Annotated in this window: 26 protein-coding genes; 12 read left to right on the top strand and 14 right to left on the bottom strand. The window is 68.4% G+C overall.

The window, feature by feature from the left end; genetic code table 11:
- Positions 1-41: 41 nt before the first annotated feature.
- The gene (gene hpaR, locus KEC55_RS20735; RefSeq protein ID WP_034179682.1) at positions 42-482 is read right to left on the bottom strand and encodes a homoprotocatechuate degradation operon regulator HpaR; all 441 of its coding nucleotides are present in this window, start codon (positions 480-482) and stop codon (positions 42-44) included.
- A gap of 152 nt (positions 483-634) precedes the next feature.
- Between hpaR and KEC55_RS20730 the strand changes: the two genes are divergently transcribed.
- The 7 genes from KEC55_RS20730 to hpaI are packed head-to-tail and all read left to right on the top strand — an operon-like array spanning position 635 to position 6547.
- Positions 635-1324 carry a fumarylacetoacetate hydrolase family protein gene (locus tag KEC55_RS20730; protein ID WP_282510240.1) on the top strand — a complete coding sequence of 230 codons (690 nt, stop codon included), beginning with the start codon at positions 635-637 and terminating at the stop codon, positions 1322-1324.
- Positions 1321-2085 (top strand): fumarylacetoacetate hydrolase family protein, encoded by a 765-nt coding sequence (locus tag KEC55_RS20725; RefSeq protein ID WP_282510238.1) that lies wholly within the window; start codon positions 1321-1323, stop codon positions 2083-2085. The genes KEC55_RS20730 and KEC55_RS20725 overlap by 4 nt, the downstream gene beginning before the upstream one ends.
- A 22-nt stretch (positions 2086-2107) precedes the next feature.
- Positions 2108-3571, top strand: coding sequence for a 5-carboxymethyl-2-hydroxymuconate semialdehyde dehydrogenase (gene hpaE, locus KEC55_RS20720; protein ID WP_282510236.1), 1464 nt, complete (start codon positions 2108-2110; stop codon positions 3569-3571).
- A 47-nt stretch (positions 3572-3618) separates the two neighbouring features.
- Positions 3619-4467, top strand: a complete 849-nt coding sequence (hpaD, locus tag KEC55_RS20715) for a 3,4-dihydroxyphenylacetate 2,3-dioxygenase (protein WP_282510234.1) — start codon at positions 3619-3621, stop codon at positions 4465-4467.
- 44 nt (positions 4468-4511) lie between these two features.
- Positions 4512-4904, top strand: a complete 393-nt coding sequence (locus KEC55_RS20710; protein WP_282510232.1) for a 5-carboxymethyl-2-hydroxymuconate Delta-isomerase — start codon at positions 4512-4514, stop codon at positions 4902-4904.
- 20 nt (positions 4905-4924) lie between these two features.
- A complete protein-coding gene (gene hpaH / locus KEC55_RS20705; RefSeq protein ID WP_282510230.1) occupies positions 4925-5728 on the top strand; it encodes a 2-oxo-hept-4-ene-1,7-dioate hydratase in 804 nt (267 codons plus the stop codon).
- Between the two features lie 12 nt (positions 5729-5740).
- Positions 5741-6547, top strand: a complete 807-nt coding sequence (gene hpaI / locus KEC55_RS20700) for a 4-hydroxy-2-oxoheptanedioate aldolase (protein ID WP_282510228.1) — start codon at positions 5741-5743, stop codon at positions 6545-6547.
- Between the two features lie 89 nt (positions 6548-6636).
- Here the strand turns inward: hpaI and KEC55_RS20695 are convergent, their stop codons facing one another.
- A complete protein-coding gene (locus KEC55_RS20695) occupies positions 6637-7428 on the bottom strand; it encodes an AraC family transcriptional regulator (RefSeq protein ID WP_282510226.1) in 792 nt (263 codons plus the stop codon).
- 95 nt (positions 7429-7523) lie between these two features.
- On the opposite strand from KEC55_RS20695, the gene KEC55_RS20690 reads away from it, so the two are divergent.
- Entirely contained in the window at positions 7524-7775 is a 252-nt protein-coding gene (locus tag KEC55_RS20690) for a hypothetical protein (RefSeq protein ID WP_282510224.1), read from the top strand.
- 46 nt (positions 7776-7821) lie between these two features.
- The gene (locus tag KEC55_RS20685) at positions 7822-8784 is read left to right on the top strand and encodes a quinone oxidoreductase family protein (protein ID WP_282510222.1); all 963 of its coding nucleotides are present in this window, start codon (positions 7822-7824) and stop codon (positions 8782-8784) included.
- A 145-nt stretch (positions 8785-8929) separates the two neighbouring features.
- Here KEC55_RS20685 and KEC55_RS20680 read toward each other — a convergent pair whose 3' ends face one another.
- From KEC55_RS20680 to KEC55_RS20660, 5 genes are all read right to left on the bottom strand, one after another.
- Positions 8930-10021, bottom strand: coding sequence for a porin (locus KEC55_RS20680; RefSeq protein ID WP_282510220.1), 1092 nt, complete (start codon positions 10019-10021; stop codon positions 8930-8932).
- Positions 10022-10181: 160 nt separating this feature from the next.
- Positions 10182-11249 (bottom strand): ABC transporter ATP-binding protein, encoded by a 1068-nt coding sequence (locus KEC55_RS20675; RefSeq protein ID WP_282510218.1) that lies wholly within the window; start codon positions 11247-11249, stop codon positions 10182-10184.
- A complete protein-coding gene (locus KEC55_RS20670) occupies positions 11242-13014 on the bottom strand; it encodes an ABC transporter permease (protein WP_282510216.1) in 1773 nt (590 codons plus the stop codon). The genes KEC55_RS20675 and KEC55_RS20670 overlap by 8 nt, the downstream gene beginning before the upstream one ends.
- A gap of 108 nt (positions 13015-13122) precedes the next feature.
- Complete coding sequence (locus KEC55_RS20665; protein ID WP_282510214.1) at positions 13123-14223, bottom strand: ABC transporter substrate-binding protein; 1101 nt, start codon at positions 14221-14223, stop codon at positions 13123-13125.
- A gap of 218 nt (positions 14224-14441) precedes the next feature.
- Positions 14442-15914 (bottom strand): PLP-dependent aminotransferase family protein, encoded by a 1473-nt coding sequence (locus KEC55_RS20660; protein WP_282510212.1) that lies wholly within the window; start codon positions 15912-15914, stop codon positions 14442-14444.
- Positions 15915-16018: 104 nt separating this feature from the next.
- Here KEC55_RS20660 and KEC55_RS20655 point away from each other — a divergent pair, with 104 nt between their 5' ends.
- The 3 genes from KEC55_RS20655 to KEC55_RS20645 all read left to right on the top strand — a co-directional run bounded on the left by KEC55_RS20655 (position 16019) and on the right by KEC55_RS20645 (position 19561).
- A complete protein-coding gene (locus KEC55_RS20655; RefSeq protein ID WP_282510210.1) occupies positions 16019-17254 on the top strand; it encodes a multidrug effflux MFS transporter in 1236 nt (411 codons plus the stop codon).
- 125 nt (positions 17255-17379) lie between these two features.
- Positions 17380-18060 (top strand): response regulator, encoded by a 681-nt coding sequence (locus tag KEC55_RS20650; protein ID WP_006484260.1) that lies wholly within the window; start codon positions 17380-17382, stop codon positions 18058-18060.
- 79 nt (positions 18061-18139) lie between these two features.
- Positions 18140-19561 carry a sensor histidine kinase gene (locus tag KEC55_RS20645; protein ID WP_282511367.1) on the top strand — a complete coding sequence of 474 codons (1422 nt, stop codon included), beginning with the start codon at positions 18140-18142 and terminating at the stop codon, positions 19559-19561.
- Between the two features lie 57 nt (positions 19562-19618).
- On the opposite strand, the gene KEC55_RS20640 is transcribed toward KEC55_RS20645, so the two are convergent.
- The 7 genes from KEC55_RS20640 to KEC55_RS20610 all read right to left on the bottom strand — a co-directional run bounded on the left by KEC55_RS20640 (position 19619) and on the right by KEC55_RS20610 (position 26617).
- Positions 19619-20485, bottom strand: coding sequence for an MOSC domain-containing protein (locus KEC55_RS20640; protein WP_282510202.1), 867 nt, complete (start codon positions 20483-20485; stop codon positions 19619-19621).
- A gap of 89 nt (positions 20486-20574) precedes the next feature.
- Positions 20575-21528, bottom strand: coding sequence for an ABC transporter substrate-binding protein (locus tag KEC55_RS20635; RefSeq protein ID WP_282510200.1), 954 nt, complete (start codon positions 21526-21528; stop codon positions 20575-20577).
- Between the two features lie 33 nt (positions 21529-21561).
- Complete coding sequence (locus KEC55_RS20630) at positions 21562-22743, bottom strand: c-type cytochrome (protein ID WP_282510198.1); 1182 nt, start codon at positions 22741-22743, stop codon at positions 21562-21564.
- 50 nt (positions 22744-22793) lie between these two features.
- Positions 22794-23621 (bottom strand): ABC transporter ATP-binding protein, encoded by an 828-nt coding sequence (locus KEC55_RS20625; RefSeq protein ID WP_282510196.1) that lies wholly within the window; start codon positions 23619-23621, stop codon positions 22794-22796.
- The gene (locus KEC55_RS20620) at positions 23615-24706 is read right to left on the bottom strand and encodes an ABC transporter permease (RefSeq protein WP_282510194.1); all 1092 of its coding nucleotides are present in this window, start codon (positions 24704-24706) and stop codon (positions 23615-23617) included. Before KEC55_RS20620 ends, KEC55_RS20625 begins: the two co-directional genes overlap by 7 nt.
- A gap of 4 nt (positions 24707-24710) precedes the next feature.
- Positions 24711-25745, bottom strand: coding sequence for an ABC transporter substrate-binding protein (locus KEC55_RS20615; protein WP_282510192.1), 1035 nt, complete (start codon positions 25743-25745; stop codon positions 24711-24713).
- Between the two features lie 32 nt (positions 25746-25777).
- Entirely contained in the window at positions 25778-26617 is an 840-nt protein-coding gene (locus KEC55_RS20610; RefSeq protein WP_282510190.1) for a class II aldolase/adducin family protein, read from the bottom strand.
- Positions 26618-26635 lie beyond the last annotated feature (18 nt).

Here is a 26635-nt window from a genome sequence, read left to right as displayed (position 1 = left end):
GCGGTGCCCGTTCCCGCGCATGGCGGGAGCGGGCGCCGCCATCACGCGTTGCCGCCGAGTTCGATGAGCCGGTCGAGCGCGCGGTAGATATCTTCCAGGCCGTCCTGGCCGAACCGCGATTCGAGCTGCCGGTACTGCTCGTCGATCCGCGGGCCGATTTCCGTCACCAGTTTCCTGCTTTGCGGCGTCAGGCTGACCAGCAGCCGGCGCTGATCTTCCTGCGCGCGCGTGCGCGTGATCAGGCCGTCGCGCTCCATCCGTTCCAGCACGCCCGTGAGGCTCGGGCTCAGGATGCAGCAGCGCCTGGCGATCTGTCCCGCTTCGAGCGCATGCGCCGGTTCGCCGTCGAGCACGCGGATGATCCGCCATTGCTGTTCGGTCAGCGCGAATTCCTTGAGAATGGGGCGAAACAGACCCATCAGCGTTTCGCGGGCCTCGAGCAGCAGCATGGCCAGGTTGCGATGGTCGAGCGTACGGTTCATCGGGGTGGGTAAAGGGCGGGGACGCATCAATCTTAACAGCCGAAGGTGATGAATTTCGCATCTCAGGGTAATCGAGGTTGCCAGCGCCCGATTGTTTACTTAAGATATTAACTATTGACGATGCGCCGCGACGCGCGGCAGGGGAATGACGCATGGAGCTGTCTTGCACGACCGCCACGGCGCCGCCGTTGCCGGTCGCCATCGGTACCGTCTACGGCGCGCTGCTCAACGAGCGCGCGGCGCTCGACGCGCTCGGCGATGCCGTGAACGCACCGCCTTACGGCCGCCCGCCGCAGGCGCCGATCCTTTATATCAAGCCCGCCAACACGCTTGCGGCCGACGGCTCGGCCGTCGTCGTGCCGGCCGGCGTCGATGCGCTGGAGATCGGCGCGTCGGTGGCCGTCGTGTTCGCCCGGCGCGCGACGCGCGTCCCGGCCGCGCAGGCGCTCGACTACGTGCACGGCTTCACGCTCGCGAGCGACGTGTCGGTGCCGCATCCCGATTACTACCGTCCGGCCGTGCGCTTCAAGTGCCGTGACGGCTTCTGCCCGCTGGGTCCGGCCATCGTGCCGGCTGCCGCCCTTGGCGACGTCGACGCGATCGGCCTGACCGTGCGGATCGACGGCGAGTCGGCGGTGTCCGCGTCGACCGCCACGCTGATTCGCCCGGTGCGCGACCTGATCGCGGACGTGACGGCTTTCATGTCGTTCGACGCGGGCGACGTGCTGTTGCTCGGCGTCGCGGGCGGCGCACCGCGCGCCCGTGCGGGCAGCACGATCGAGATTTCGGCCGCCGGCATCGGCACGTTGCGGCATACGCTGATTGCGGAGGAAGCACGATGAAGACGGCGCGCGTGATCTACAACGGCGCACTGCATGCGGCCGAACCGGCCGGCGACGGCATGATCCGCCTCGATACGGGGCGCGTGGTCGCCGAGGACGGGGTGTCGTGGCTGCCGCCCGTCGCGCCGCGCACGACGTTCGCACTCGGCCTGAACTACGCCGACCACGCGAAGGAACTCGCGTTCAAGGCGCCGAGCGAGCCGCTGATCTTCCTGAAGGGGCCGAACACGTTCATCGGCCACCGGTCGCGCACCGTGCGTCCGTCCGATGCGACGCACATGCACTACGAGTGCGAACTGGCCGTCGTGATCGGCCGGCCCGCGCGCAACGTGAGCCGCGCGCAGGCGCTCGACTACGTGGCCGGCTACACGGTCGCGAACGACTACGCGATCCGCGACTATCTCGAGAACTACTACCGCCCGAACCTGCGCGTGAAGAACCGCGACACCTGCACGCCGCTCGGGCCGTGGTTTGTCAGCCGCGACGAGATCGGCGATGCGGGCAACCTGATGCTGCGCACGACCGTGAACGGCCAGGAGACGCAGCGCGGCAGCACGCGCGACATGATTTTCGACGTGCCGGCGCTGATCGAGCACATCAGCGGCTTCATGACGCTCTCGCCGGGCGACCTGATCCTGACCGGCACGCCCGAGGGGCTGGCGGACACGAAGCCGGGCGACGAGGTCGTGACCGAGATCGAAGGGATTGGCCGGCTCGTGAACACGATCGTCGGCGAAGCAGACTACTATCGCGCCGGCTGAGCCCGTCGCCCAAGGAGAGCACATGACCATCAAGCACTGGATCGGCGGCCGCGAAGTCGAGAGCCGCGAGACCTTCACGACGCTGAACCCCGCGACGGGCGAAGTCATCACCGACGTCGCGTCGGGCGGCGAGGCCGAGGTCGACGCGGCCGTGCGCGCGGCGAAGGAAGCCTTCCCGAAATGGGCGAACACGCCTGCCAAGGAGCGCGCGAAGCTGATGCGCAAGCTCGGCGAGCTGATCGAAAAGAACGTGCCGATGCTCGCGGCGCTTGAGACGCAGGACACGGGCCTGCCGATCGCGCAGACGAGCAAGCAGCTGATTCCGCGTGCGTCCGAGAACTTCAACTTCTTCGCGGAAGTGTGCGTGCAGATGAACGGTCGCACGTATCCGGTTGACGACCAGATGCTGAACTACACGCTGTACCAGCCGGTCGGCGTGTGCGCACTGGTGTCGCCGTGGAACGTGCCGTTCATGACGGCCACGTGGAAAACGGCGCCGTGCCTCGCGCTCGGCAACACGGCCGTGCTGAAGATGTCGGAGCTGTCGCCGCTGACGGCCGACCAGCTCGGCCGGCTCGCGCTCGAAGCCGGCATCCCGCCCGGCGTGCTGAACGTCGTGCAGGGCTACGGCGCAACGGCCGGCGACGCGCTCGTGCGCCACCCGGACGTGCGTGCGGTGTCGTTCACCGGCGGCACCGTCACCGGCAAGCGGATCATGGAGCGTGCCGGTCTCAAGAAGTATTCGATGGAGCTCGGCGGCAAGTCGCCGGTGCTGGTCTTCGACGACGCCGATTTCGATCGCGCGCTCGACGCGTCGCTGTTTACGATCTTCTCGATCAACGGCGAACGCTGCACCGCCGGTTCGCGGATCTTCGTGCAGCGCACGATCTACGACCGCTTCGTGCAGGAATTCGCGCGTCGCGCGAACAACCTGGTGGTCGGCGATCCGGCCGATCCGGCCACGAATCTCGGCGCGATGATCACGCGCCAGCACTGGGAGAAGGTGACGGGCTATATCCGCATCGGCGAGCAGGAAGGCGCGCGCGTGGTCGCGGGCGGCGCGGACAAGCCGGCAGGGTTGCCCGACCATCTGCGCAACGGCAACTTCGTGCGTCCGACCGTGTTCGCCGACGTCGACAACCGGATGCGCATCGCGCAGGAAGAGATCTTCGGGCCGGTCGCCTGCATCATCCCGTTCGAGGACGAAGACGAAGGGCTGCGGCTCGCGAACGACACGGCGTACGGTCTTGCGTCGTACATCTGGACGCAGGACGTCGGCAAGGTGCATCGTCTGGCACGCGGGATCGAGGCCGGGATGGTGTTCGTAAACAGCCAGAACGTGCGCGACCTGCGCCAGCCGTTCGGCGGCGTGAAGGAATCGGGTACCGGGCGCGAGGGCGGCGAGTACAGTTTCGAGGTGTTCGCGGAGATCAAGAACGTGTGCATCTCGATGGGTTCGCATCACATCCCGCGCTGGGGCGTGTGACGGGCGCGGGGCGCCTCGCCACTCGAAAGAATCATGGAGACTTAACGATGGGCAAACTGTCCCTCGCCGCGAAGATCACGCACGTGCCGTCGATGTACCTGTCGGAACTGCCCGGCAGGCATCACGGCTGCCGTGAAGCGGCGATCCGCGGCCACCAGCTGATCGGCGAGCGCTGCCGCGCGCTCGGCGTCGACACGATCGTCGTGTCGGACGTGCACTGGCTCGTCAATGCCGGCTATCACGTGAACTGCAATGCGCGGTTCTCGGGCATCTACACGAGCAACGAGCTGCCGCATTTCATTCGCGACATGGAGTACGCGTATCCGGGCAACCCGGCGCTCGGCCGGCTGATCGCCGAGACGGCCAGCGCGCGTGGCGTCGCGACGCGCGCGCACGAGATCGACAGCCTCGAACTCGAATACGGCACGCTCGTGCCGATGCGCTACATGAACGCCGACCAGCATTTCAAGGTCGTGTCGATCGCCGGCTGGTGCATGTGGCATCAGCTCGACGAAAGCCGCCGCTTCGGCGAGGCGCTGCTCGAAGCGATCGAGAAGAGCGATTCGAACGTCGCGTTCCTCGCGAGCGGCTCGCTGTCGCACCGCTTCAACGACAACGGCAGCCCCGAGGAATCGATCCACCAGATCAGCCGCGAATTCTTCCGGCAGGTCGACCTGCGCGTGGTCGAGCTGTGGAAGCAGGGCGATTTCAAGACCTTCTGCGCGATGCTGCCCGAGTACAACACGCACTGCCACGGCGAAGGTGGCATGCACGACACGGCGATGCTGCTCGGATTGCTCGGCTGGGACCGCTACGACAAGCCCGTCGAGATCGTCACCGACTATTTCGCGAGTTCGGGCACCGGGCAGATCAACGCGATCTTCCCGCTGGCCTGAGGGCTGCGGCCCGCCAAGCAATCGAATCCGACCGGAGATTTGCCATGCCTCACATCGTCGTCGAATACACCGCGAACATCCGCGACGACGCGCGCATTCCCGCGCTGCTGCGCACGATCAACGCGACGCTGATCGCGCAGGACGGCGTGTTCCCGACCGGCGGCATCCGTTCGCGCGCGATCGAGCTGCAGGACTACTGCGTTGCCGACGGCACTGAGGACGATGCATTCGTCCACGTGACGCTGAAGATCGGCTCGGGCCGCACCGACGCACAGAAGAAGGCCGCGTGCGACGCGCTGTTCGACGCGATCAAGGCGCATTTCGCCGAGCTGTACGCGAAACGCTACCTCGCGCTGTCGATGGAACTGACCGAGTTCAGCGAAAGCGGCTCGTACAAGCACAACAACATCCACGCCCGCTACAAGCGGGCCGGCTGAACCCCATTCCCGATCCGACCATGCTCGAACCCGCCATCATCGACCAGCTCGCGCAGCGTCTGCACGACGCCGAACGCGAGCGCAAGCAGATCCGCCAGATCTCGCTCGACCATCCCGACATCACGATCGACGACGCGTATGCGATCCAGCGCGCGTGGGTGACCCTCAAGCTCGCGGAAGGCCGCACGCTGAAAGGGCACAAGATCGGCCTCACGTCGAAGGCGATGCAGAACTCGTCGCAGATCGACGAGCCCGACTACGGTGCGCTGCTCGACGACATGTTCTTCGCGGACGGCGGCACGATCCCGACCGGCCGCTTCATCGTGCCGCGCGTCGAGGTCGAGCTTGCGTTCGTGCTGGGCAAGCGGCTGTCGGGCCCGAACTGCACGATCTTCGACGTGTACGATGCGGTCGATTACGTCGTGCCCGCGCTCGAGATCATCGACGCGCGCAGCCAGTCGATCGACCCCGATACGAAACGGCCGCGCAAGGTGTTCGATACGATCGCCGACAACGCGGCGAACGCGGGTGTCGTGATCGGCGGCCGGCCCGTGAAACCGCAGGACGTCGACCTGCGCTGGGTCGCGGCGATCATGTCGCGCAACGGCGTGGTCGAGGAAACGGGCGTCGCGGCCGGCGTGCTGAACCATCCGGCGAACGGCGTCGCGTGGCTCGCGAACCGGCTGTCACGCTTCGACGTCGCGCTGGAACCCGGGCAGATCGTGCTCGGCGGTTCGTTCACGCGGCCGTGCGCGGCGCGATCGGGCGACACGTTCAGCGTCGACTACGGTCCGCTCGGGACGATCCAGTGCTACTTCGAGTGAGGTGAGCGAACGATGCAGATTCCGTCGAATGTGTTCAAGGCCGCGCTGGCGCGCGGCGACGCGCAGGTCGGGCTGTGGCTCGGGCTCGCGAATCCGTACAGCGCCGAAGTCGTCGCGGGCGCCGGTTTCGACTGGCTGCTGATCGACGGCGAGCATGCGCCGAACACGGTGCCGACGATCCTCGCGCAACTGCAGGCGATCGCGCCGTACCCGTCGCATCCGGTCGTGCGCGTGCCGTGGAACGATCCGGTGATCGTCAAGCAGGTGCTCGATCTCGGTGCGCAGACGCTGCTCGTGCCGATGGTGCAGAGCGCGGACGAAGCGCGCGCGGCCGTGGCGGCGACGCGATACCCGCCGCACGGCATTCGCGGCGTCGGCAGCGCACTGGCGCGCGCGTCGCGGTGGAATCGCGTGGGCGATTACCTGCATCGCGCGAACGACGAAATGGCCGTACTCGTGCAGGTCGAGACGCGCGCGGGGCTCGATGCGATCGATGCGATTGCGCGCGTCGAAGGCGTCGACGGCGTGTTCATCGGGCCGGCTGACCTGGCCGCCGATCTCGGGCATCTCGGCAATCCGGGACACCCGGACGTGCAGGCCGCGATCGACGGTGCGATCCGGACGATCAAGGCAGCCGGCAAGGCGCCGGGGATTCTGAGTGCGGATGAAGTGGCCGCGCGGCGTTATCTGGAAGCGGGTGCGCTGTTCGTCGCGGTCGGGGTCGATACGACGCTGCTGGCGAGAAGCGCGGAGCGGTTGGCCGCGCAGTTCAAGGGGAACGGCGGCGAGGCGGTGAAGAAGGGCGACGGGACGTATTGAACGAAGCGGCGGCGGGCGACGGTTGTCGGGAGCCTATCCGACATATCAGTAAGTGGGCCGCGACCGTCCACACCTGCCGTCGGTTGCAGCTATCCCTCAGCTCGTCGCCCCGCCTCCAAATACCTTCCCGGCGTCGTCCCCAACGCCCGCCGGAACATGTCGATGAACGCGCTCACATTGTCGTACCCGAGATCGAGTGCAATCGTCGTCACCGGCACGTCATCCGCGATTCTCTCCAGCGCCCGCAGCAGCCGGGCCTGCTGACGCCACTGCGCGAACGTCAGCCCCGTCTCGGCGACGAAGCGGCGGCTCATCGTCCGCGCACTGATGCCGGCCCATTCGGCCCATTCCTCCAGGCGTCGGTTGTCCGCGAGATTCGTGGCCAGCGCATCGGTAATCTTGATGAGCCGCGAGTCCTGCGGCCGCACCAGCCCCAGCGCCTCGACTTCCGACGACGCGATTTCATCGAGGATCACGTCGGCGATCCGCGTCTGCGCGGCATCCAGTTCCGAATCGCCCCAGCTGGCCGCGCGCTGCACGGCTTCGCGCAACAGCGGCGTCGTGCGGATCGCGCGCGGCGTAGCCGGCAGTGTCGCGCAACGCGCTTCGGCGACGAACGCAGACCAACCGGCAATCGGCCCGAACGAACGCAGCGAATGCCGGCAATGCGGCGGAATCCAGATCGCATGAATCGCCGGCACGACCCAGTCCTGATCGTCGAGACCGATCGTCAGCAGCCCGCTCAGCGCGCCGACAAGCTGGCCGCGCGCATGCGCATGCGGCGGCGTGATGCGCGGGTCGCGTTGCGACAGCACGGCGGCGACGACAAACGGGCCATCGTCGGATGTGATGAATCGGGCGGGCAGGAGCGGATCGGACATGGCCGGATATCGGTATCGAATGGCGGTTATACCGGAGATCGGCCGGCTTCGCACGCCTACACTGCGTCCATCGATGACAACCGGAGTACGACGCGATGCGAGCCGAACAGATGCTTCCCGACCATGCCGACCAGATTGAAAACGGCGGAACGACGATCCGCAAGGGGACTGTCGGCGCATTCCTGGTCAACGCGCGTGTGCTGACCGACCCGAACGCGGCACCCGCCGACCGGGCGCGCGCGGAGGCCGACGCGATCGACGCGTTGCCCGCGCTGCGGGCGCTCGGCCTGTTCGACGTGCTGGAAGTGCGCGATCTCGCACTGCGCGCGTGGCTCGACGCACGCTGATGCGCGCCGGAACCGTCGATCGAGATCCCCGAATCAAGGAGTCACCATGAAAGCAGCAGTCGTGACGGGCGCAGGCGAGCGTCCCGTTCATATGGAATTCGATGCGCCGCGCGCGATGGCAGGCCACAGCCTGATCGACGTGACGGCGTCCGCATTGAGCCGGATCGCCCAGGCGCGTGCATCCGGCAAGCACTACTCGTCGGGCGCGCGCTATCCGTTCGTCGTCGGCGTCGACGGCGTTGGCCGCCTCGACGATGGTCGACGCGTTTACTTCTTCGGCGCTCCCACGCCGTTCGGCGCGATGGCCGAGCGCACGATCGCGCCCGATACGCAGTGCGTGCCGCTCCCGGACACGCTCGACGACGTCACGGCCGCGGCGATCGCGATTCCGGGGATGTCGTCGTGGGCGGCGCTGACCGAACGCGCGCGGCTTGTCGCGGGCGAGACGGTGCTCGTCAATGGCGCGACGGGTACGTCGGGGCGGCTGGCGGTGCGGATCGCGAAGCATCTCGGCGCCGCGAAGGTGATCGCGACGGGCCGCAACGCGGCTGCGTTGCAGGCGTTGCTGAATGCCGGTGCGGATGCCGTCGTGTCTTTGCAGCAGGACGATGCGCATCTGGCGCGTGCGCTCGAACCGCACTTCCGTGAAGGCGTGGATGTCGTGCTTGATTATCTGTGGGGGGCCAGCGCGCAGGCGCTGCTGGTTGCCGCCGCGAAGGCGACGCCCGATGGCCGCCGGCTGCGTTTCGTGCAGATCGGCTCGATCGGCGGCGCGGACGTGCTGCTGCCGGGCGCCGTGTTGCGGGCGACGGCAATCGAGCTGATGGGGAGTGGCATCGGCAGTGTGTCGCTGCCGCGCTTGCTGGCGTCGGTGCGCGGTGTGTTCGACGCGGCCGGGCCGGCGGGCCTGGCGATCGACACGCGCACGGTGCCGCTGTCGGATGTCGACGAACACTGGAGCGATACGAACAGTCTCGTGCGTCCGGTGTTCACGATGCGCGGCGACTGAGCGGCAAGCGAGCCGCCGCCTGCCGGACATTGCCCGATGGTCGAGCCGCGCGGCGACATTCGGTCATTCGTCGTCGTGCCGCCGCGCGTCGGGTAAAAGGGCGACACCGGGCGACAGACGCCGGTCGTCACCCATCGCGGTGGACTCAGAACCGCTGCTGAATCCCCGCCGTGACACCGACCTGCGTGGTGCCGTATCCCGCGAAATCGCGCGACACGCCGACCTTCTGGTCGTGTTTCGCGATCGCGAACGCGCCGGCCGCATACAGCACCGTGCGCTTCGACAGTGCGTAGTTCGCGCGCATCGACACCAGCGTCGGATCGGCATCGCTGCCGCCCTTGATGTTCTGGTGATAGACGGCCGCGATCAGCGAGAACGCCGGCGTGAACTGGTACGAACCGCCGAGCCAGACCATGTCGCTCAACTGGTTCGCCGCCGTGGTGTGGAACGTGCGCTTGTAGTTGCGATAGCCGGCCATCGTCTTCAGGTTGCCGAAGTCGTAGCTCAGGCCCGCGTGGATGCCCTGGATGTAGTTGACGGTATCGGCCGGCGTGACGCTGTCGGCCGCGCCGTTTTGCCGGTCGAACGTGACGACCGCCGCGAACGGGCCTTTCTCGTAGCCGACCGCGACGTCGTATTTCGAGCTGGTCTTCATGCTGCCCGGCACGTTGCCGAAGCCGTACATCGCGCCGAACTTGAAGCCGCTGAACTCGCCGTCGTAGCGCACCGCGTTCGACGAGCGCGTGAACATGCCGTCCTTGCGGCCGCCCGTCGCCATCGACGACGTGGCCCACGAGTAGTTCTGCGCGTAACCCATCGGGTCGAACGGCAGCATGTAGTCGTACGTGACGGTGTAGTTGCGGCCGAGCGTCAGTTCGCCCCATTTGCTTTTCAGGCCGACCGTCGCGCGGCGCGCGAAGATCGAGTCGGGGCCGTCGTCGAACGCGCCGTTCGCGAGGTCGATCCCGCTTTCGAGGCGGAACACGGCCTTCAGCCCGCCGCCGAGATCCTCGACGCCGCGCAGGCCCCAGCGCGACGTGTTCTTGTTGCCCGACTTGAGCTTGACCGAACTGCCGCCTTCCGGCGCCGCGTGGTTCGTGTATTCGATGCCGGCGTCCATGATCCCGTACATCGTGACCGACGACTGCGCGTGCGCGGCGCCTGCCGCGAGGCCGGCGACGGCGGCCGATCCGGTCAGGACGGCGGCGCGAAGGGAACGTTCTGCGCGTGACTTCATTGACGGTGTCTCCTTGATTCTTGTGGGTGGGGTGAAACGGGGGGCGGCGCGCAGCCGGCCGCGGCGAACGCGGGTATGCGTCCGCGGGACAGGCGTGTCATTGCATGGCGGGATGCGCGCGGCGTACAGATGCGGCGGTAGGCGTGCCGCCGCGACCGGGTCAGCCCGCTTTCGCGAACGCCCAGCAGTCGTTGGTCGGGAATTCGATCCAGTGCTTGCCGGCCGCGCGCGGCACGTGGCCGAACGCGCGCAGGCGCATCTCGCCGCAATGGAACAGGTATTCCCAGCGGTCGCCGAGATACATCGACGTGACGAGATCGGCCTGCAGGCGGTTCGCGCCCGGGCCGTCGGTGACCTGCACGCGTTCGAGGCGGATCACGGCCTGCGCGTCCTGGCCTGGCGCGAACGTGTCGCGGGCGAGTGCCTGCAGTTCCCAGCCGTCGCCGGCGAGCGTCACGCGTTCGCCGTCGACCGCCGCGACGCGCGCGTCGATCCGGTTGTTGCTACCCATGAACTCGGCCGTGTACAGCGAGCGCGGCGCGCCGTACAGCTCGGCCGGCGTGCCTTCCTGTTCAATGCGGCCGTTGCGCAGCAGCAGGATGCGGTCGGACATCGCCATCGCCTCGGTCTGGTCGTGCGTCACGCACAGGGCCGACAGCCCGAGCGACACGATCAGCTCGCGCAGCCACGCACGCGCTTCCTCGCGCAGCTTGGCATCGAGGTTCGACAGCGGCTCGTCGAGCAGGATCACCGGCGGGTTGTAGACGAGCGCGCGTGCGATCGCGACGCGCTGCTGCTGGCCGCCCGACAACTGGTGCGGAAAGCGTTCGGCGAGATGGCCGAGGCCGAGCTGGTCGAGCGCGGCTTGTACGCGGCGCTTCTGTTCGGCAGGCGCTACGCGGCGCAGCTTCAGCCCGTAGCCGACGTTGTCGGCGACGGTGCGGTGCGGCCACAGCGCGTACGACTGGAACACGAGGCCGAGCGAGCGCTGCTCGACGGGCAGGTCGACGCGTTTCGCGCCGTCGAAGAACACGCGGTCGTCGAGCTGGATGCGGCCGTCGGACGGCTGTTCGAGGCCGGCCACCGCGCGCAGCAGCGTGGTCTTGCCGCTGCCCGACGCGCCGAGCAGGCACACGACTTCGCCGGCCTTCAGTTCGAACGACACGCCCTTGAGGATCGGATTGGCGCCGTAGCTGAGATGCAGATCGTCGACGATGAGCTTATCCATGAAGTTTCACTCCGAAGCGCAGGGCCACGCCGAGACCGGCGCCGACCATCGCGATGTTGATGACAGAAAGCGCGGCAACCTGGTCGACGGCGCCGGTCGCCCACAGCGACACGAGCAGCGCGCCGATCACTTCGGTGCCGGGCGACAGCAGGTAGACGGCGGTCGAGTATTCGCGCTCGAAGATCATGAAGATCAGCAGCCACGCGGCGAGCAGGCCGAAACGCACGAGCGGCAGCGTCACGTCGAGCGACACGCGGCTGCGGGTCGCGCCGACGCTGCGGCCGGCTTCCTCGAGTTCGGGGCCGACCTGCAGCAGCGCGCTCTGGATGAGCCGCATCCCGTACGCGAGCCACACGACCGTGTACGCGATCCAGATGCTCCACATCGAGTTCTTCAGCTCGCGCAGGCCCGGCACGAACAGGAAGATCCACAGGAACGCGAGACCGGCGAGCAGGCCCGGCACCGCGCGCGGCAGCAGCACGAGGTAGTCGAGCAGCTTGGTCGCCCAGTCGGGGCGGCGGTGGCCGGCGAACGCGACGAGCGAGTAGAAGCCGACCGCGAGCGCACCGCCGATCACGCCGATGCCGAGCGTGTTGACGATCGCGCGCACCAGGTTGTCCTGCTCGAACAGCTCGATGAAGTTCGACAGCGTGAGCACCTCGGCGAGCGCGACGCCTTCGCCCCAGTTGGTCACGAACGCGCGCAGCACGATGCCCGAGATCGGCACGATCACGGTCAGCATCAGCCACAGCGCGACGATCGCGAGCGCGACCCAGCGCCACACGCCGAGCGGCAGTACCGTCGCGCGGCCGGCCTTGCCCTTCACGGTGACGAAGCGGTTCGCGGTCTTCAGCAGGCGGCGCTGCAGCAGCACGAGCGGGAACGTGATCGCGACGATGCACACGGCGACCGCGGCCATCAGGTGATACGACGGCACGCCGAGCTTGTTGGTCAGCTTGTACAGGTAGGTGGCGAGCACGAGGTGGCCTTCCGGATCGCCGAGCACGAGCGGCAGCCCGAACACCTCGAAGCCGAGGAAGAACACGAGCACGCCGGCGAACAGCAGCGCGGGCATCGTCATCGGCAGGCTCACGTCGAGCGCGACGCGGAACGGGCGGGCGCCCGTCACGCGCGCGGCTTCCTCGACGTCCGAGCCGAGATTGCGCAGCGCGGCCGACGAATACAGGTACACGTGCGGCACGTGCGTGAGGCCGACGATCACCGTGATCGCGAAGATCGAGTACACGTTCCAGGGCACGTTCTGCACCCCGAACAGTTCCTTGAACCACACCGAGTAGAAGCCGACCGGGCCGGCGGCGACCACGTAGCCGAACGCGAGCACCATCGGCGACACGAACACGGGCGTGAGCAGCAGCGGTTCGAGCCAGCGGCGGCCGGGCAGGTCGGTGCGCACCATCAGGAACGCGAGGATGCCGCCGAGCGGGATCGAGATGAACAGCATCCCGCCGGCGATGATGAACGAGTTCTTCACGGCCGACCAGAAGTCGGGATCGCTGAAGATGAACCGGAAGCCTTCGATGCCGAGCGTCCTGTTCGCGTCGAAGAACGGCGCGGACAGCAGGCTCTGGAACAGGATGAAGCCGAGCGGCAGTGCGACCGCGATGGTCAGTACCGCGACGACGATCCAGCGCAGCATGCCGGCGAGCGGCTGCAGGCTGTTGACCGGCAGCGCGGGAATCGTGTCGCGCGGGCCGGTGGCGGGCGGAACGGCCGGTGCCGTGCCGCGTGTGCTGGTTGAAAGCATGAGTTCGCCCCTGCGGCCATCCGGATGGCCGCCTCAAGGAAGTCGGTAAGGGGAAGGGGCCGCCCGCGCGATGCGCGGCGGGCGGCCGGTGGTCAGCTGTTCAGCGGATCAGCGCTTGATCGCCTGCTGCCATTGCTTCAGGAAGGCGAGGCGCTTCGACTGGTCGAGATAGACGAGCAGGCCGGTGCCGATCTGGATCGGCTTCAGCGAATCGCCGAGCTCCTTCGACAGGCTCGCGGCCGACGTTTCGCCGGTCACGTCCGCGCGGATCGCGTACAGGTTCGCCTGGTTCGCGATCAGCGTCTGGCCGCGCTTCGACAGCAGGTAGTCGACCCACAGCTTCGCGGCGTTCGGGTTCTTCGCCTTCTTCGACACGGTGGCGAGGCGGCTCACGACCTGCGTGTAGTCCTTCGGAAACACATAGCCGATCGACTTGTCCTTCTTCGCCTTCGCGTAAGCGTACGAACCAATGATGTTGTAGCCGATCAGGTTCTCGCCCGATGAGATGCGCTCCATCATCGCGCCCGTGCTCGATTGCAGCTTCGGGCCGGTCGCGCCGATCGCCTTCACGAGTTCCCACGTGACCTTCTCGTTTACGTGCGCGTCCTGCGTCAGGTAGTTGAAGCCGACGCCCGATTTCTCGATGTCGTAGGTCGTGACCTTGCCCTTGAACTTGTCGGCTTGCGTGGTGAGCAGCTTGATCAGGTCGGCGCGCGTCGTCGGCACTTCGTTCTCGGGGATCAGGCGCTTGTTGTAGACGATCGCGAGCGGCTCGAACGTCGTGCCGTACGCCTGCTTCTGGTATTGCGACCATTGCGGCAGGTTCGGGCTTTCGGGCGAATCGTAGGACGCCATCAGGCCGTCGTTGACGAGCTTGACCTGCAGGTCCATCGCCGAGCTCCACAGCACGTCGGCGCTGGTGCTGCTCGCCGCGTTCTCGCTGATGTAGCGGTTGTACAGCTCGGTACTGTTCATGTCGTTGTACTCGACCTTCACGCCGTACAGGCTTTCGAAGTCCTTGATCAGCGGACGTACGAGGCCCGTGTCGGTCGTCGAGTAGACGATCAGCTTGCCTTCCTTCTTCGCGGCGTCGATTACGCCTTGGTAGTTACCCGGATACCCGGCCGGAACCTGCGCGACGGCGCTGCCGGCGGCAGTGCCCAGGACGATCGCCAGCGCGGCGGCGAGGTGCTTCGGTGCAAACGGCATGTCTTCCTCCAGTTACGCATAGTGTTGTTCGAGTGGAGCGGATGTTAATTGCGGGGCACTTTCAGCCTGCTTTCATTTCTGTTCGCAGTCGCGCTGTTTGTGTCATGGATTTCCCGAGGTCGACGCGGCCGCGGCCGCCGGTGCCGCGGTGCGCGGCACGGTTCGAAAGGGAGGAACGCGGTGCTCGGGCGGGCGCGCAAGCCCGTCACGACGGCGGGCTATGCGCAGGCCGCCAGCAACTTGCCGAGGATCCGGCCGCCATGCCGCGCCTGCGCGGCGGTCAGCGCGGCATACCCGACGACGACACCCGCGTCGCGCCGGGCGCTTCGACAGAATTCGCGAATCGGCTGCAACGCGATGCCGGCCGCGCGGGCCGGTGCGACACAGGCTGCGTCGTCCATGCCGGGCGGCAGCCACAGCACGAAATGAAAGCCCGCGTGTTCGCCGGACACCGCGTACCGTCCGCCGGCGTGCTTCGCCAACTGGTCGAGCACGATGTCGCGACGCTGACGGTACGCGTGCCGCGCGGCGCGCAGGTGCTTCGCAAAATCGCCGTTGGCGATGAAGCGCGCCAGCGCCAGCTGGGGCGCTACGCCGACCGCGCGTGCGGTCGCATGCCACACGGCCGACAGCGCTGGCCGCAGTTCCGCCGGCACGACCATGAAGCCGATACGCAGCCCCGAGAACAGCGTCTTGTTGAACGAGCCGCAATAGATCACGCGATCGCATGCGTCGAGCGATTTCAGCGCGGGCAGCGGGGCGGTCTGGTAGCTGAATTCGCCGTCGTAGTCGTCTTCGATGATCCACGTGCGACTGCGCTGCGCCCAGTCGAGCAGTTCGAGCCGACGCGACACCGACATCGTGACGCCGAGCGGCGCCTGGTGGGCGGGCGTCACATAGGCCGCGCGCGCATCGGGATACCGGTCCAGCGACGCCGTGTCGATGCCTTCCCGATCGACCGGCACGTCGATCACGGTCGCGCCCGCGAGCGTGAAGATCTGCCACGCCGACACGTAGCCGGGATCTTCCATCAGCACCGTCGAGCCGGGCGTGAGCAGCGTGCGCGCGACGAGATCGATCGAATGGCGGATGCCGGTCGTGATGAAGATGTCGCCGGCGTCGCACGGAATGCCGCGGTATTCCCGCAGGTACGCGGCGATTTCGCCACGGAAGCTGTCGACGCCTTGCGCGGGCGTCGCACCAAGGTCGTGCGCCGTCGCGGCAAGCAGGCTCGCGCCGAGCGCCTTCTTCCATTGCTGCATCGGCATCAGGCCGGGATCGGCGAGCCGCGCGACGAACGGGACGCCCGGGCGTACGCCGTGTTCGGGCTCGGCCGCATCCGGCGCGCTTGCCGGCGCGGCGCGTGCAGCGCGGGCATGAGGCTGCGCGACCGCGCGCAGAAAGCTGTCCGGCACCACCGCGCAGACCCGCGTGCCGGACCCTTGCGTGCGTGCGATGTAGCCCTCGGCGCACAGGATGTCGTACGCCGCTTCGACGGTGCCGCGCGCGATGTCCCAGCGCGCGGCCAGCGTCCGGCTCGACGGCAGCGGGCTGTCGGCGGGCAGCAGGCGCTTCAGGATCGCGTCGCGAATCGTGTCGGCGATGCATTCCTGTTTCGACTGCGGGCTGCCGGCCGCCAGCCCGGAAGGGCGCGGCAGGTCCAGCGGAATCGCGGCTTTGCCTCGCGCCATAGTGGTCCAGTCAGTGGTCGATTTAATGGTCCTTCAGCTTATATCACTTTCCCCTTAGATTGCTGTCGACCCCCATCTCTCCGGACCGGAAACGGACTTGCCGCATGAAGACACGTTCATTGCCCCAGCGGGGCTGGTTGTTCCTGTTGATGCTCGTCGTGTGCCTGCCGCGCGTCACGATCGATGCATACCTGCCGTCGCTGCCCGCGATGGCCGATGCGCTGCACGGCACCGACGCGCAGTTGCAGCTCACGCTGACCCTGTACATGGTCGGCTATGCGCTGTCGATGCTGGTATCCGGGCCATTGTCCGACCGCTACGGTCGCCGTCCCGTGCTGCTCGGCGGCCTGTGCGTGTACGTCGTCGCGAGCGCGGCGTGCGCGCTGTCGATCAACATCCCAGCCCTCATCGTCGCGCGCATCTTTCAGGCGCTGGGCGGCTGCATCGGCACGGTGATCGGCCGCGTCATCGTGCGCGAACGCTATCCGGCCGAGACGCAGGCCACGATGCTGGGCCATATCTCGGCCGGCATGGCGCTGTCGCCGGTGGTCGCGCCGCTGGCCGGCAGCGCGATCGCCGAGTGGTTCGGCTGGCGCGGCGTGTTCGGGTGGCTGGCGGCGGGCGGGCTGGTTGCAACCGCGATGGTGCTGCGTTATTTGCCCGAGACGCGCGAACGCGATGTGCAGCCAGCGTCCGGCCCGGGGCTCCTGCGGACTTACGCCGGCCTGTTGCGCGAACGCCGTTTCCTGCGCTATTCGCTGGCCATCAGCTTCGTCTACTGCACGTACTATCCGTTCATTGCGGAATCGTCGACGCTGTTTCAGCGGCAGATCGGCGTGTCCGGCCCGGTCTATGCGGCGATCTTCGGCGTGACCGTGCTCGGCTACCTGATCGGCTCGAGCGCGTTCGCGCGGACCAGCACGCGCTGGAAGCCCGATTCGGTCATCGCGGCGGCGGCCGTCGTCAATCTGGCCGGCGCCACCGTGCTGTGGATCGGCGGCACGATCGCCCCGACGGCCGTAGCGGCCCTGGTCGTGCCGATGTTCGTCGTGATGATCGCCGTCGGGATCGCGATTCCGGCGTGCCAGTTCGCGGTGATGCAGCCGTACACGAAGATCGCCGGCACGGCGTCGGGGCTGTTCTTCTTTATCCAGATGGCGATCACGGCCGCGTGCGGCGGCGTGCTGGCATCGCTGTCGGACGGTACCGCGCGCCCGATGATCGTCGTCACGGCCGGCGCGAGCGTCGCGTTCGCCGCGGTGGTGGTCGGCTTTCGCGAGCGGCGCGTGACCGGCGATACGCGCTTCACGCCGGGTAGCCGTTCCGCTGCCGAGCGCTGAGCGGCAGCCGGCGAGGCGGCGCGCGGCGGCTTGGCGGCCCCCGCGCAACCCGTGTTTCCGCGAGGCGTCGGCATGGAAAGGATCATGTAATGTAGCGGCCTGTCGCTGACCTTACCGGAATCCCCATGCGTGTGCTGCTCGTCGAAGACAATCCGAACCTGGCCCAGTCGCTGAACGACGCGCTGAGCGCCGCGCGCTTCGCGGTCGATCACATGGCGGACGGCGAGGCGGCGGACCACGTGCTGCGCACGCAGGATTACGCGCTGGTGATCCTCGATCTCGGGCTCCCCAAGCTCGACGGGCTGGAGGTGCTGCGGCGGCTGCGCGCGCGCCGCAACCCGGTGCCGGTGCTGATTCTCACCGCGCACGGGTCGGTCGAGGACCGCGTGAAGGGGCTCGATCTCGGCGCCGACGACTATCTCGCGAAGCCGTTCGAGCTGACCGAACTGGAAGCGCGCGCCCGCGCGCTGATCCGGCGCAGCCTCGGCCACGAGCATTCGCGTGTCGAGTGCGGGCCGCTTTCGTATGACAGTATCGACCGCAGCTTTCATCTCGCGGGCGAGCCGCTGTCGCTCACGCCGCGCGAGCGCTCGGTGCTCGAGGTGCTGATCCTGCGCAACGGCCGCGCGATCAACAAGGACACGCTGTCGGAGAAGATCTTCGGGCTCGACGAGTCGGTCAATGCCGATGCGATCGAGATCTACGTGTACCGGTTGCGGAAGAAGCTCGAAAACACGGGTGTCGCGATCGTCACGTTGCGCGGGCTCGGTTATCTGCTGGAAGCGAAGGCGGAGACGGCCGAGTGAACCGCCCCAACGCGCACTTGCCTTGCATGGGACCGGAATTCCCCGCTGCGCCCCTTCGGGCGGTCCGGCGGGAGGCATGATGCCCCGCCCGAACCTGCGCACGCAGGTCGCGCTGTGGCTGCTGCTGCCGCTGCTCGGGCTGCTCGCGCTCGACTCGTGGCTCACGTACCAGCGCGCGATGAGCGCCGCGCACGTCGCGTTCGACCGTACGCTGTCGTCGTCGCTGAAGTCGATTCGCGAAGGCGTGCGGCTCAACGACGGCGAGATCGAGGTCGACCTGCCGTATCTCGCGCTCGAAATGCTCGAATCGAGCGACGGCGGCAAGATCTACTACCTGATCCGCGAAGACAACGGCCACACGATCACCGGCTATCCGGACCTGCCGCTGCCGCAGGGACGCGACGCGGGCGACGGCGCGCTGTTCGTCACGCGCTACTACGACGTCGTCTATCGCGGCGAGCAGTTGCGGATGGCCGCGCTGCGCATCCCGGTGCACGACGTGCCGACCGCGCAGTCGCGCATCGTGTGGGTGATGGTCGGCGAGACGATCGAGGCGCGCCAGGCGCTCGCACGCGAGATCCTGGTCGGGTCGCTGCTGCAGGAAGGGCTGCTGGTCGTGCTCGCGCTCGGGATCGTGTGGCTCGGCGTCGGGCGCGGGCTGCGGCCGCTGAACCGGCTGTCGGCCACCGTCGCCGCGCGCAGCGAGGACGACACGACACCGCTCGACACCGGTGCGATGCCGAGCGAACTGGCGCCGCTCGTCGATTCGATCAACCAGTACATCGGCCGCACGCAGCGGATGCAGGTCGCGCGGCGCCGCTTCTTTGCCGATGCGGCCCATCAGTTGAAGACGCCGCTCGCGGCCGTGCAGGCCGGCGTCGAGCTCGCGCTGCGGCCCGACGAGCAGCCGCGCGCGAACGGGCATCTGCGGCGCGCGAACGGCGCGGTGCGGCAGGCCGCGAAGATCGTCCAGCAACTGCTGTCGCTGTCGCGGCTCGATTCGGACAGCGGCCATGCGGTCGCGCACAAGCCGGTCGAACTGCACCGGCTCGCGCGCAGCGTGACGCTCGACTGGTCGCCGGTCGCCCGTGCGCGCGACATCGATCTCGGCTTCGAGCACGAGGCCGACGTCGACGTGCTCGGGCAGTCCGATCTGCTCGGCGAGATGATCGGCAACCTGATCGACAACGCGATCCGCTATGCGGGCGACCATGCGGTGATCACGGTGCGCGTGTCGCGCGACGGCGAGCACGCGCGGCTCGACGTGATCGATAACGGGCCGGGCATTCCGGTGGACGAACGCGACGCGGTGTTCGAGCGCTTCCATCGCGGCAGCAAGACGCAGACGGTCGAAGGGACGGGGCTCGGGCTGTCGATCGTGCGGGAGATCGCACGCGTGCATCAGGGCGGCGTGACGCTCGCCGATGCGGCCGGTGGCGGGCTGGTCGTGACGATCCGGCTGCCGGTGGTGGTGACCGAGCCGGTGCCGCGCGCCGCATGACGACGCAGCAAGCGGCGGCTTCCCGACGGTGAGGTGACAGGGTGTCGTCAGTGCGGTTCAGTCGCCGAACCCGATCTCCGCTTCGACCGGCTGACCGATCTCCAGCCACGCACCGGCGCCTTCGACGACGATCGCATTGATGCCGAAGGTCAGCGCGTCGTCGTAGTTCGGGTTCGCGCGATAGCCCTGCATCGTGTCGGTCGGCTCGTGCGGCCAGGCGGGATCGGGCGCGCCGGTGGCCTGGTCGATCGTCGGCATCGGGCAGCGCGTGCACAGCTTCACGAGGCGAAGCCGCACGGGCGTTTCGCCATGGGTGTCGAGGTGTTCGACGAAATCCTCTTCGTACGCATCGAGATTCGACACGACGATGTTCGGGCGGAAGCGGTTCATCGGAATCGCCGGCGCGCCTTTTGCGGCGAGCCGCGCGTTCAGGTCGTCGAGCGACGACTGGCCGATCACGAGCAGCGGATAGCCGTCCGAGAACTGCGTATGCGTATCGATCTCGCCGGTCCATTTGCGGTTGCAGCCACGGCGTGAGCCGGACCCGAAGCGCGCGAGCTTCGTCGGCGTGCCGAGGTAGTCGGTGAGCCACGCGGCCGTTTCGGCACCCGTGTCGATCGCGTCGACGGTATCGCGCCAGACGGTCGCGGCCATTTTCGGCGTCGCGGGCGTTGCGTCGCCGTCGAGCGGCGTGCGGAGTTCCGGCATGCCCGGCGCGTTCAGCACGAGCGCATCGCTGTCGAGCGCCGTGCGGATCAGTGCGAGGCGCGGGTGCGTGCGCTGCGTGATCATCTGCCCGTCGGGATCGGTGATCAGCCAGTGGCGGTCATACGCGAGGCCCGTTTCGAGCAGTTGCGCCCGCGTGAGCGCGATGCCGGCGCAGGATTTGATCGGGTAGACGAAGAGTTCGGTGATGGCTGGCATGACGCTGGCTGAACGCAGGATGGTCGAATCGCGATTGTGCCAGATCGTGCCGAAGCCGTTGGAGCGGTTGCACGCTGCCGTGCGGCTGTTCAGGCGAGCGGAAAACCCGTGTCGAACGTCGTGCGGACGTCGAGCGGCTGGCGCAGCAGCCCGGCCTTCAGGTAGAAGTCCGCCGTGCGCTGCTGTTCGGCGATCACCGTTGCGTCGATCGGCAGCCAGCGCGTGTTGCGGCGCTCGAACTGCAGCTTCGCGGCGGCCGGCGGAATGCCGATGATGCGCGCGAGCGCCGCCGAGTATGCGTCGGCATGCCGGTACGACCATGTCTGCGCGCGCACGACGCGCCGCAGGAAATCGTGCAGCACGTCGCGCTTCGATGCGATCGCCGCGTCGGTCGCCGCAAGATAGCTGAGGCCTGACCAGAGCCCCCGGCCGTTGACCAGCACGCGTGCGCGGCCGCTCGTTTCGGCAAGCGCCGTGTAGGGCTCCCAGGTCGCCCATGCGTCGATCGAACCGGTTGCGAGCGCAAGCATCGTGTCGGCCGGCGGCAGGAAGCGGAACGACACGGCATCCGGCGGCAGGCCGGCCGCGTCGAGCGCCTTCAGCGTGACGAAATGGCCGATCGAGCCGCGCGTGGTGCCGATGCGCTTGCCCTTCAGGTCGGCCGCGCCTTTCAGCGCGGCGTCGGGCTGCACGAGCACAGCGGTGCCGTACGGATCGGAACGGTTCGCGCCGATCACCTTGATGCGCGCGCCCGATGCGAGCGCGAAGATCACCGGCGCGTCGCCGATCGGCCCGCAGTCGACGGCCGCCGCGTTCAGCGCTTCGGCGAGCGGTGCGGCGGCCGGAAACTCGGTCCACGCGATGTCGTACGCGAGGCCGTTCAGTTCGCCGGCCGCTTCGAGCAGCGCGCGCAGCCCGCCTTTCTGGTCGCCGGCGCGCAGCAGCGGCCGTGCGCCCGATTGCGCGCGCAGCGCGACAGGCGCCGCGGCGATCATGGCGAGGGCGCTCGCTTGCGCGAGGAAATGGCGTCGGGTCGGATTCATCGTCTAGTTCGGTCAGGGGAAAGGTTCGGGGAGTCAATGCGGAAGCCCGGCCTGCACGTCGCGCACGGGTTCCGTGTCGACGCGCAGCAGCAGGGCGGTCAGCGCGTCGCCGCCGGCGGCCGGCGTGGCGGGTCGTGCAGCCGCATCCGAGCGGCACAGCAGGTCGGCATCCGACCAGCCGGCACTGCCCGGCAACGCGCGCGCCCGCAGCCAGCCCCGGCGATCGGCGAGCAGCTGTGTGCCGCCGAGCGCCCCGGGCGCGACCCCCGCGATCGTCGCGAACGCGCGCCACGCATCGGGCGTCGTCGCGACGCAGTTCGCGCGCGTGCCGGTCGAAGGCGCCACGGACGCGCTGCGTTCAGTGACGAGCAAGGTTTGCCAGCGCGCGTCTTCCGGCGGCGGCGGCGCGCCCGGCGCGAGCGCGACGATGCGCACGCGCTGGCCTTCGCGCCAGCGATCGAGCGATTGCGGCGCGGCGTCGCCGCAGCGCACGTCGAGCGCCGGCAGCGGGACGGGCACCGGCCACGCGCCTTCCGCCTGCGCGCCGCTGCCCGCGGCCAGCGCCTTCAGGTAGTCGAGTACGGCCCACGTGTCCTGCGGGCCGAGTGTCGCGGCGAAACCGGGCATCGTCGAAGCGCCGTGCTCATCGTGCGTGCCGTGCCGCACACGCCAGAACAGTTCGCCGTCGAGGCGACGCGCAAGCAGCGCACCGGCAAAGGTCGGCGGCCAGTGCGCGAGCGTGGCCGCGAGCGGCCCTTCGCCCCGGCCGTCCGCACCGTGGCAGGCCGCGCAGTGTTGCGCATACAGGTGTGCGCCGCGCATCACGTTCGCTACGGAAAACGGCGCGGGATTGCGCTGGAAACTCGTCGGCACGGCGGGCGCGAGCCACAGCGACGACGGTGGCCACGGGGTGAACCACGCGACGGCCAGCGCGGCGATCGCCGATGCAATACGCCACTTGCGCGAAGCGAGCGCGATGCCGGCGAGCACGACGGCGAGCGCCGTCACTGCACTGGCGAACGCGAGTTGCCGCGTCAGTCCGGCATCGATGCGCAGCGTTTCGAGCGCGACGCGGTGCGTCCACGGCCAGGCAGCCTGACCGTCGGCGTCACCGGTCAGGCCGGCCGCGTGCAGCACACGTGCCAACGCGATTTGCGCGCGATACAGCAGTTGCAGGAAGGCGATGGCCCAGTCGGCGAATGGCGGTGCGTTCATCGCGCGCGCCTGAGCCGTGCAGCAACCGGACGTCGAACGGCTCCCCGCATTTACCAGCTCGCGTCGAGCCCGAGATGCCGCAGCGCGTCGTGACGCAATGCGGCGAGGCGCGGGTCGCCGCGATGGCGCGGGTAGGGCAGGTCGACGTGCAGTTCGGCGACGATTCGTGCCGGGCGCGGCCCGAATACGATCACGCGCTGCGCGAGGAACAACGCTTCCTCGACATCGTGCGTGACGAGCAGCGCCGAGAACCCGTCGCGTTGCCACAGCGCGGTCAGCTCGGCCTGCATCGTGAGGCGGGTCAGCGAATCGAGCTTGCCGAGCGGCTCGTCGAGAATCAGCAGGCGTGGATCGTTGACGAGCGCGCGGGCGAGCGCAACACGCTGTGCCATCCCGCCGGACAACTGATGCGGGAACACGTTCGCGAAGTCCTGCAGCCCGACGCGCGCGAGCGCATCGTCGACGCGATGCTGCGCGCTTCGCGCCACGCCGCGCGCTTCGAGGCCGAGCGCGACGTTCGCGCGCACGCGCCGCCACGGGTACAGCGTCGGGTCCTGGAACACGACGATGCGCGACGGATCGGGTTGTTCGATCGGCACGCCGTCCTGCGCGATTGCGCCTTGCCGCGCGGCATCGAGCCCCGCGACGAGGCGCAGCAGCGTCGATTTCCCGCAGCCGCTCGGGCCGAGCAGCGCGACGAATTCGCCGGCCGCGACCGACAGCGTGACGTCGTCGAGCACCGGCAGCGCACCGCCGGGGCCGTCGAACGCATGGCTCACGCGGCGGATGTCGATGCGCGCGCCGCGCGGCGGCGTGCTGGTGGAAGAAGCGGCGGGCGCTGCGGTAACGGACGGTTCGAGTACGGCGGCGCTTACCATTTGACGGTTCCTTTCTGCCACGCGAGGACACGGTCGCGCACCGTGAACAGCAGCGCGATCAACCCGGAAAACAGCAGCGCCATCACGATCAGCGCCGCATACATGTTCACGTACGACGCCCAGCCCTGCGCCCAGCTCAGGTACCAGCCGAGCCCTGACTTGACGCCCATCATCTCGGCGACGACCAGCACGGTGAACGATGCGCTCAGCCCCATGAAGATGCCGACGAACACGTGCGGCAGCGCGGCCGGAATCGCGACGCGCAGCACGAGGAAGCGCGCGTTCGCGCCGAGCGTGCGCGCGACGTCGTAATACTGCTTGTTGACGCTCGCGACGCCCGACCACGTGAGCACCGCGACCGGGAAACCGGTGGCGAGCGCGATCAGGAACGCGGCGGCCGAATAGCTCGACGGGAAGAAGTAGAAGGTGAGCGGCAGCAGTGCGGTGGCCGGCACGGGGCCGAGCACGCGCAGCACCGGATGCACCCAGTAGCCGATCCGGCGCGACCAGCCGATCGACACGCCTACCGCGAAGCCGACCGCGACGCCGTAGGCAAATCCGAGCGCGAGCAGCTTCAGCGTATTGCCGGCGCTGCCCAGCAGGCGCGGCCAGTCGTCGACGTAGACCTCGATCAGCGCCTGCGGCGGCGCGAAGAACGGCGTCGGCAGCCAGCCGGTTTTCGCGGTGGCGATTTCCCACGCGGCGAGCACGAGCGGTAGCGCGACGAGCCACGGGCCGGCCGGGCGCACGCGTGCGAGCCGCGTGCGCGTCGCGGGGGCGAGATGGCCGAGTGTCGCGGCGGCGAGCAGCAGCGCGGCGATCGTCCACGCGGCCGTGCCGAACGTATCGGTATACGCCCAGTCGCTGAAGCCGACGACGCGGTTCGGCCACAGGTGCGTGAGCGCGCCGAGTGCCGCCCAGGCGAGCGCGGCCGCGATCCCGGTCGGCCAGGTGCGCGCGCGGCGCGCTTCGGCGGCCAGCGTGGCTTCGCACGCCGTGCAGGCGATGCGCGCGGGCGCGGCTGGTTTGCCGCCGGCAGGCGCCGAGGCGGTGCGGGCCGTGGAAGCGTGTTCGATCGTCGACATCGCGTTACCCCAGTACGTTGGCGTAGACCTGCTGCGCGAAGCGCTGCGGGTCCGTGCTCTTCTTCAGCACGCTGATGCGGCGGAAATCGTCCGCATAGAACGCGATTTCCTGCTGCAGATCGACGTTGGTCGGGTGATGCGTGTAGGTGAGCGTCGCGTACAGCTTGCGCAGATCCTCGGGGCTGATCTTCGGCGAATACTTCGCGAACACCTTCGCGGCTTCGTTCGGGTTGTCGTGCGTGTATTCGGTGGCTTGCACGATCGAGCGCGCGAGCGCGGCGGCCGACGGCCGGTCGTTGCGGACGAGATCGCCGCGCGCGCCGATCACGCAGCACACCTTGCGCGCGTACTCGCCGGACAGGTTCGTCGCGAGTTCCGTGTACGCGCCGTTGCTGCGCTTTTCGAGCAGATAGAGATTCGGGTCGCCGTCGGCGATCGCGTGGATCTCGCCCTTGTCGACCGCGACGCCGAGCAGGTCGGCCGGATACTGCCGCCACGTGATGTCGCGCTCGGGATCGATCCCGTTCTTCGCGAGCAGGATCGAGAAGAAGTGTTTGCCGGGCGCGGCCAGATCGCTGACGCCGACCGTCTTGCCCTTCAGCGCCTGCAGCGTCGTGACGCCGGCCGCCTTCGCGCCGAGCAGCCGCACGCAGCCGCCGTGCGAGCTGCCGATGATCTTCACGTCGAAGCCGGCTTCAAGCGGCTTCAGCCACCGGTGGATCATGCCGACCGCCGCGTCGGCCTTGCCGGTTGCGATCGATTCGAGCAGCTGGTCGGTCGATCCGCTGTAGTTGATCAGCTCGACCTTCAGGCCGTTTTTCTCGAAGAAGCCGCGCTCCTGCGCGACGACGATCGGCGTCAGGCAGAACGCGTTCTGGTTCCACGCGAAGGTGAGCTTCTTCAGCGGCGGCGCGGACCATGCCTTGCGGCCGAGCGTGATCGCCGGCACGGCGAGCGCGGCGGCGCCGGCCGCGCGCAGCAGCTTGCGGCGTGTGTCGTCGTGCGCGGGGACAGGCGCGGGTGCGGTGGTTCGGGTCATGTGGTCTGGTCTCCGGTCGTACGGAAAGGCGCTCAGTCGAGCAGGTCGGGTTCGTCGGCGACGACGCGCGCGAACAGGCTGTCGAACGCATGCAGCGCGCCCTCGGGGCCGCCGATCTGGCCGTGCGTGTGGCGCGCGGTGGCGTGATCGATCGGCTGCGGCGTGCCGGCCGCTTCGGCCAGCAACTGCGTGTGCGCGGCGTTGTCGAGCGCGATGTACCACCACGCGGCGGCCTCGACCGTCGGGCCGGCCGTCAGGATCCCGTGGTTCTTCAGGATCACGCCCTTGTGCGTGGTGCCGTCCGGTTTCGCGAGCGCATCGGCGATCCGTGCGCCTTCGCTCGTGTCGACGACCATCCCCGTGAAGTCGTCGAACAGCGCGTGATCCTCGTAGAACACGCAGGCGTCCTGCGTGAGCGGATCGAGCGGGCGGCCGAGCGTCGACCACGCCTTGCCGTAGGTCGAATGCGTGTGCGCGGCGGCGACGACGTGCGGATGGGCTTCGTGGATCGCCGCATGGATCGCGAACGCGGCCTTGTTCAGCGGCCGCGTGCCGATGGCGGTTTCGCCGCGCGCGTTCACGAGCAGCAGGTCGGACACCTTGATCTGCGAGAAATGCACGCCGAGCGGATTCACCCAGAAATGGTCGGGCAGTTCGGGGTCGCGCGCGGTGATGTGGCCGGCGAGGCCCGACGCGAAACCGAAGCGCGCGAACAGGCGGAACGCGGCCGCGAGCCGCTCCTGACGGTGGCGGCGTTCGGCGGCGATGTCGATGCGCGGCGCGGGCGCGTCGAACCAGAAATGCTGGCGCGGTGCTTCGGCGAGTTCGAGGCCCGACGCAGTGCGGACGGGCGAGGAAAGGACAGCGGACATGATGAGGTATCGCTCCGT

The sequence above is a fragment of the Burkholderia cepacia genome (genome assembly GCF_029962485.1).
In the GTDB taxonomy this organism is placed as follows: domain Bacteria; phylum Pseudomonadota; class Gammaproteobacteria; order Burkholderiales; family Burkholderiaceae; genus Burkholderia.
Note: the sequence above shows the minus strand (reverse complement) of the source record. Positions and strands in the feature narration are given on the sequence as shown.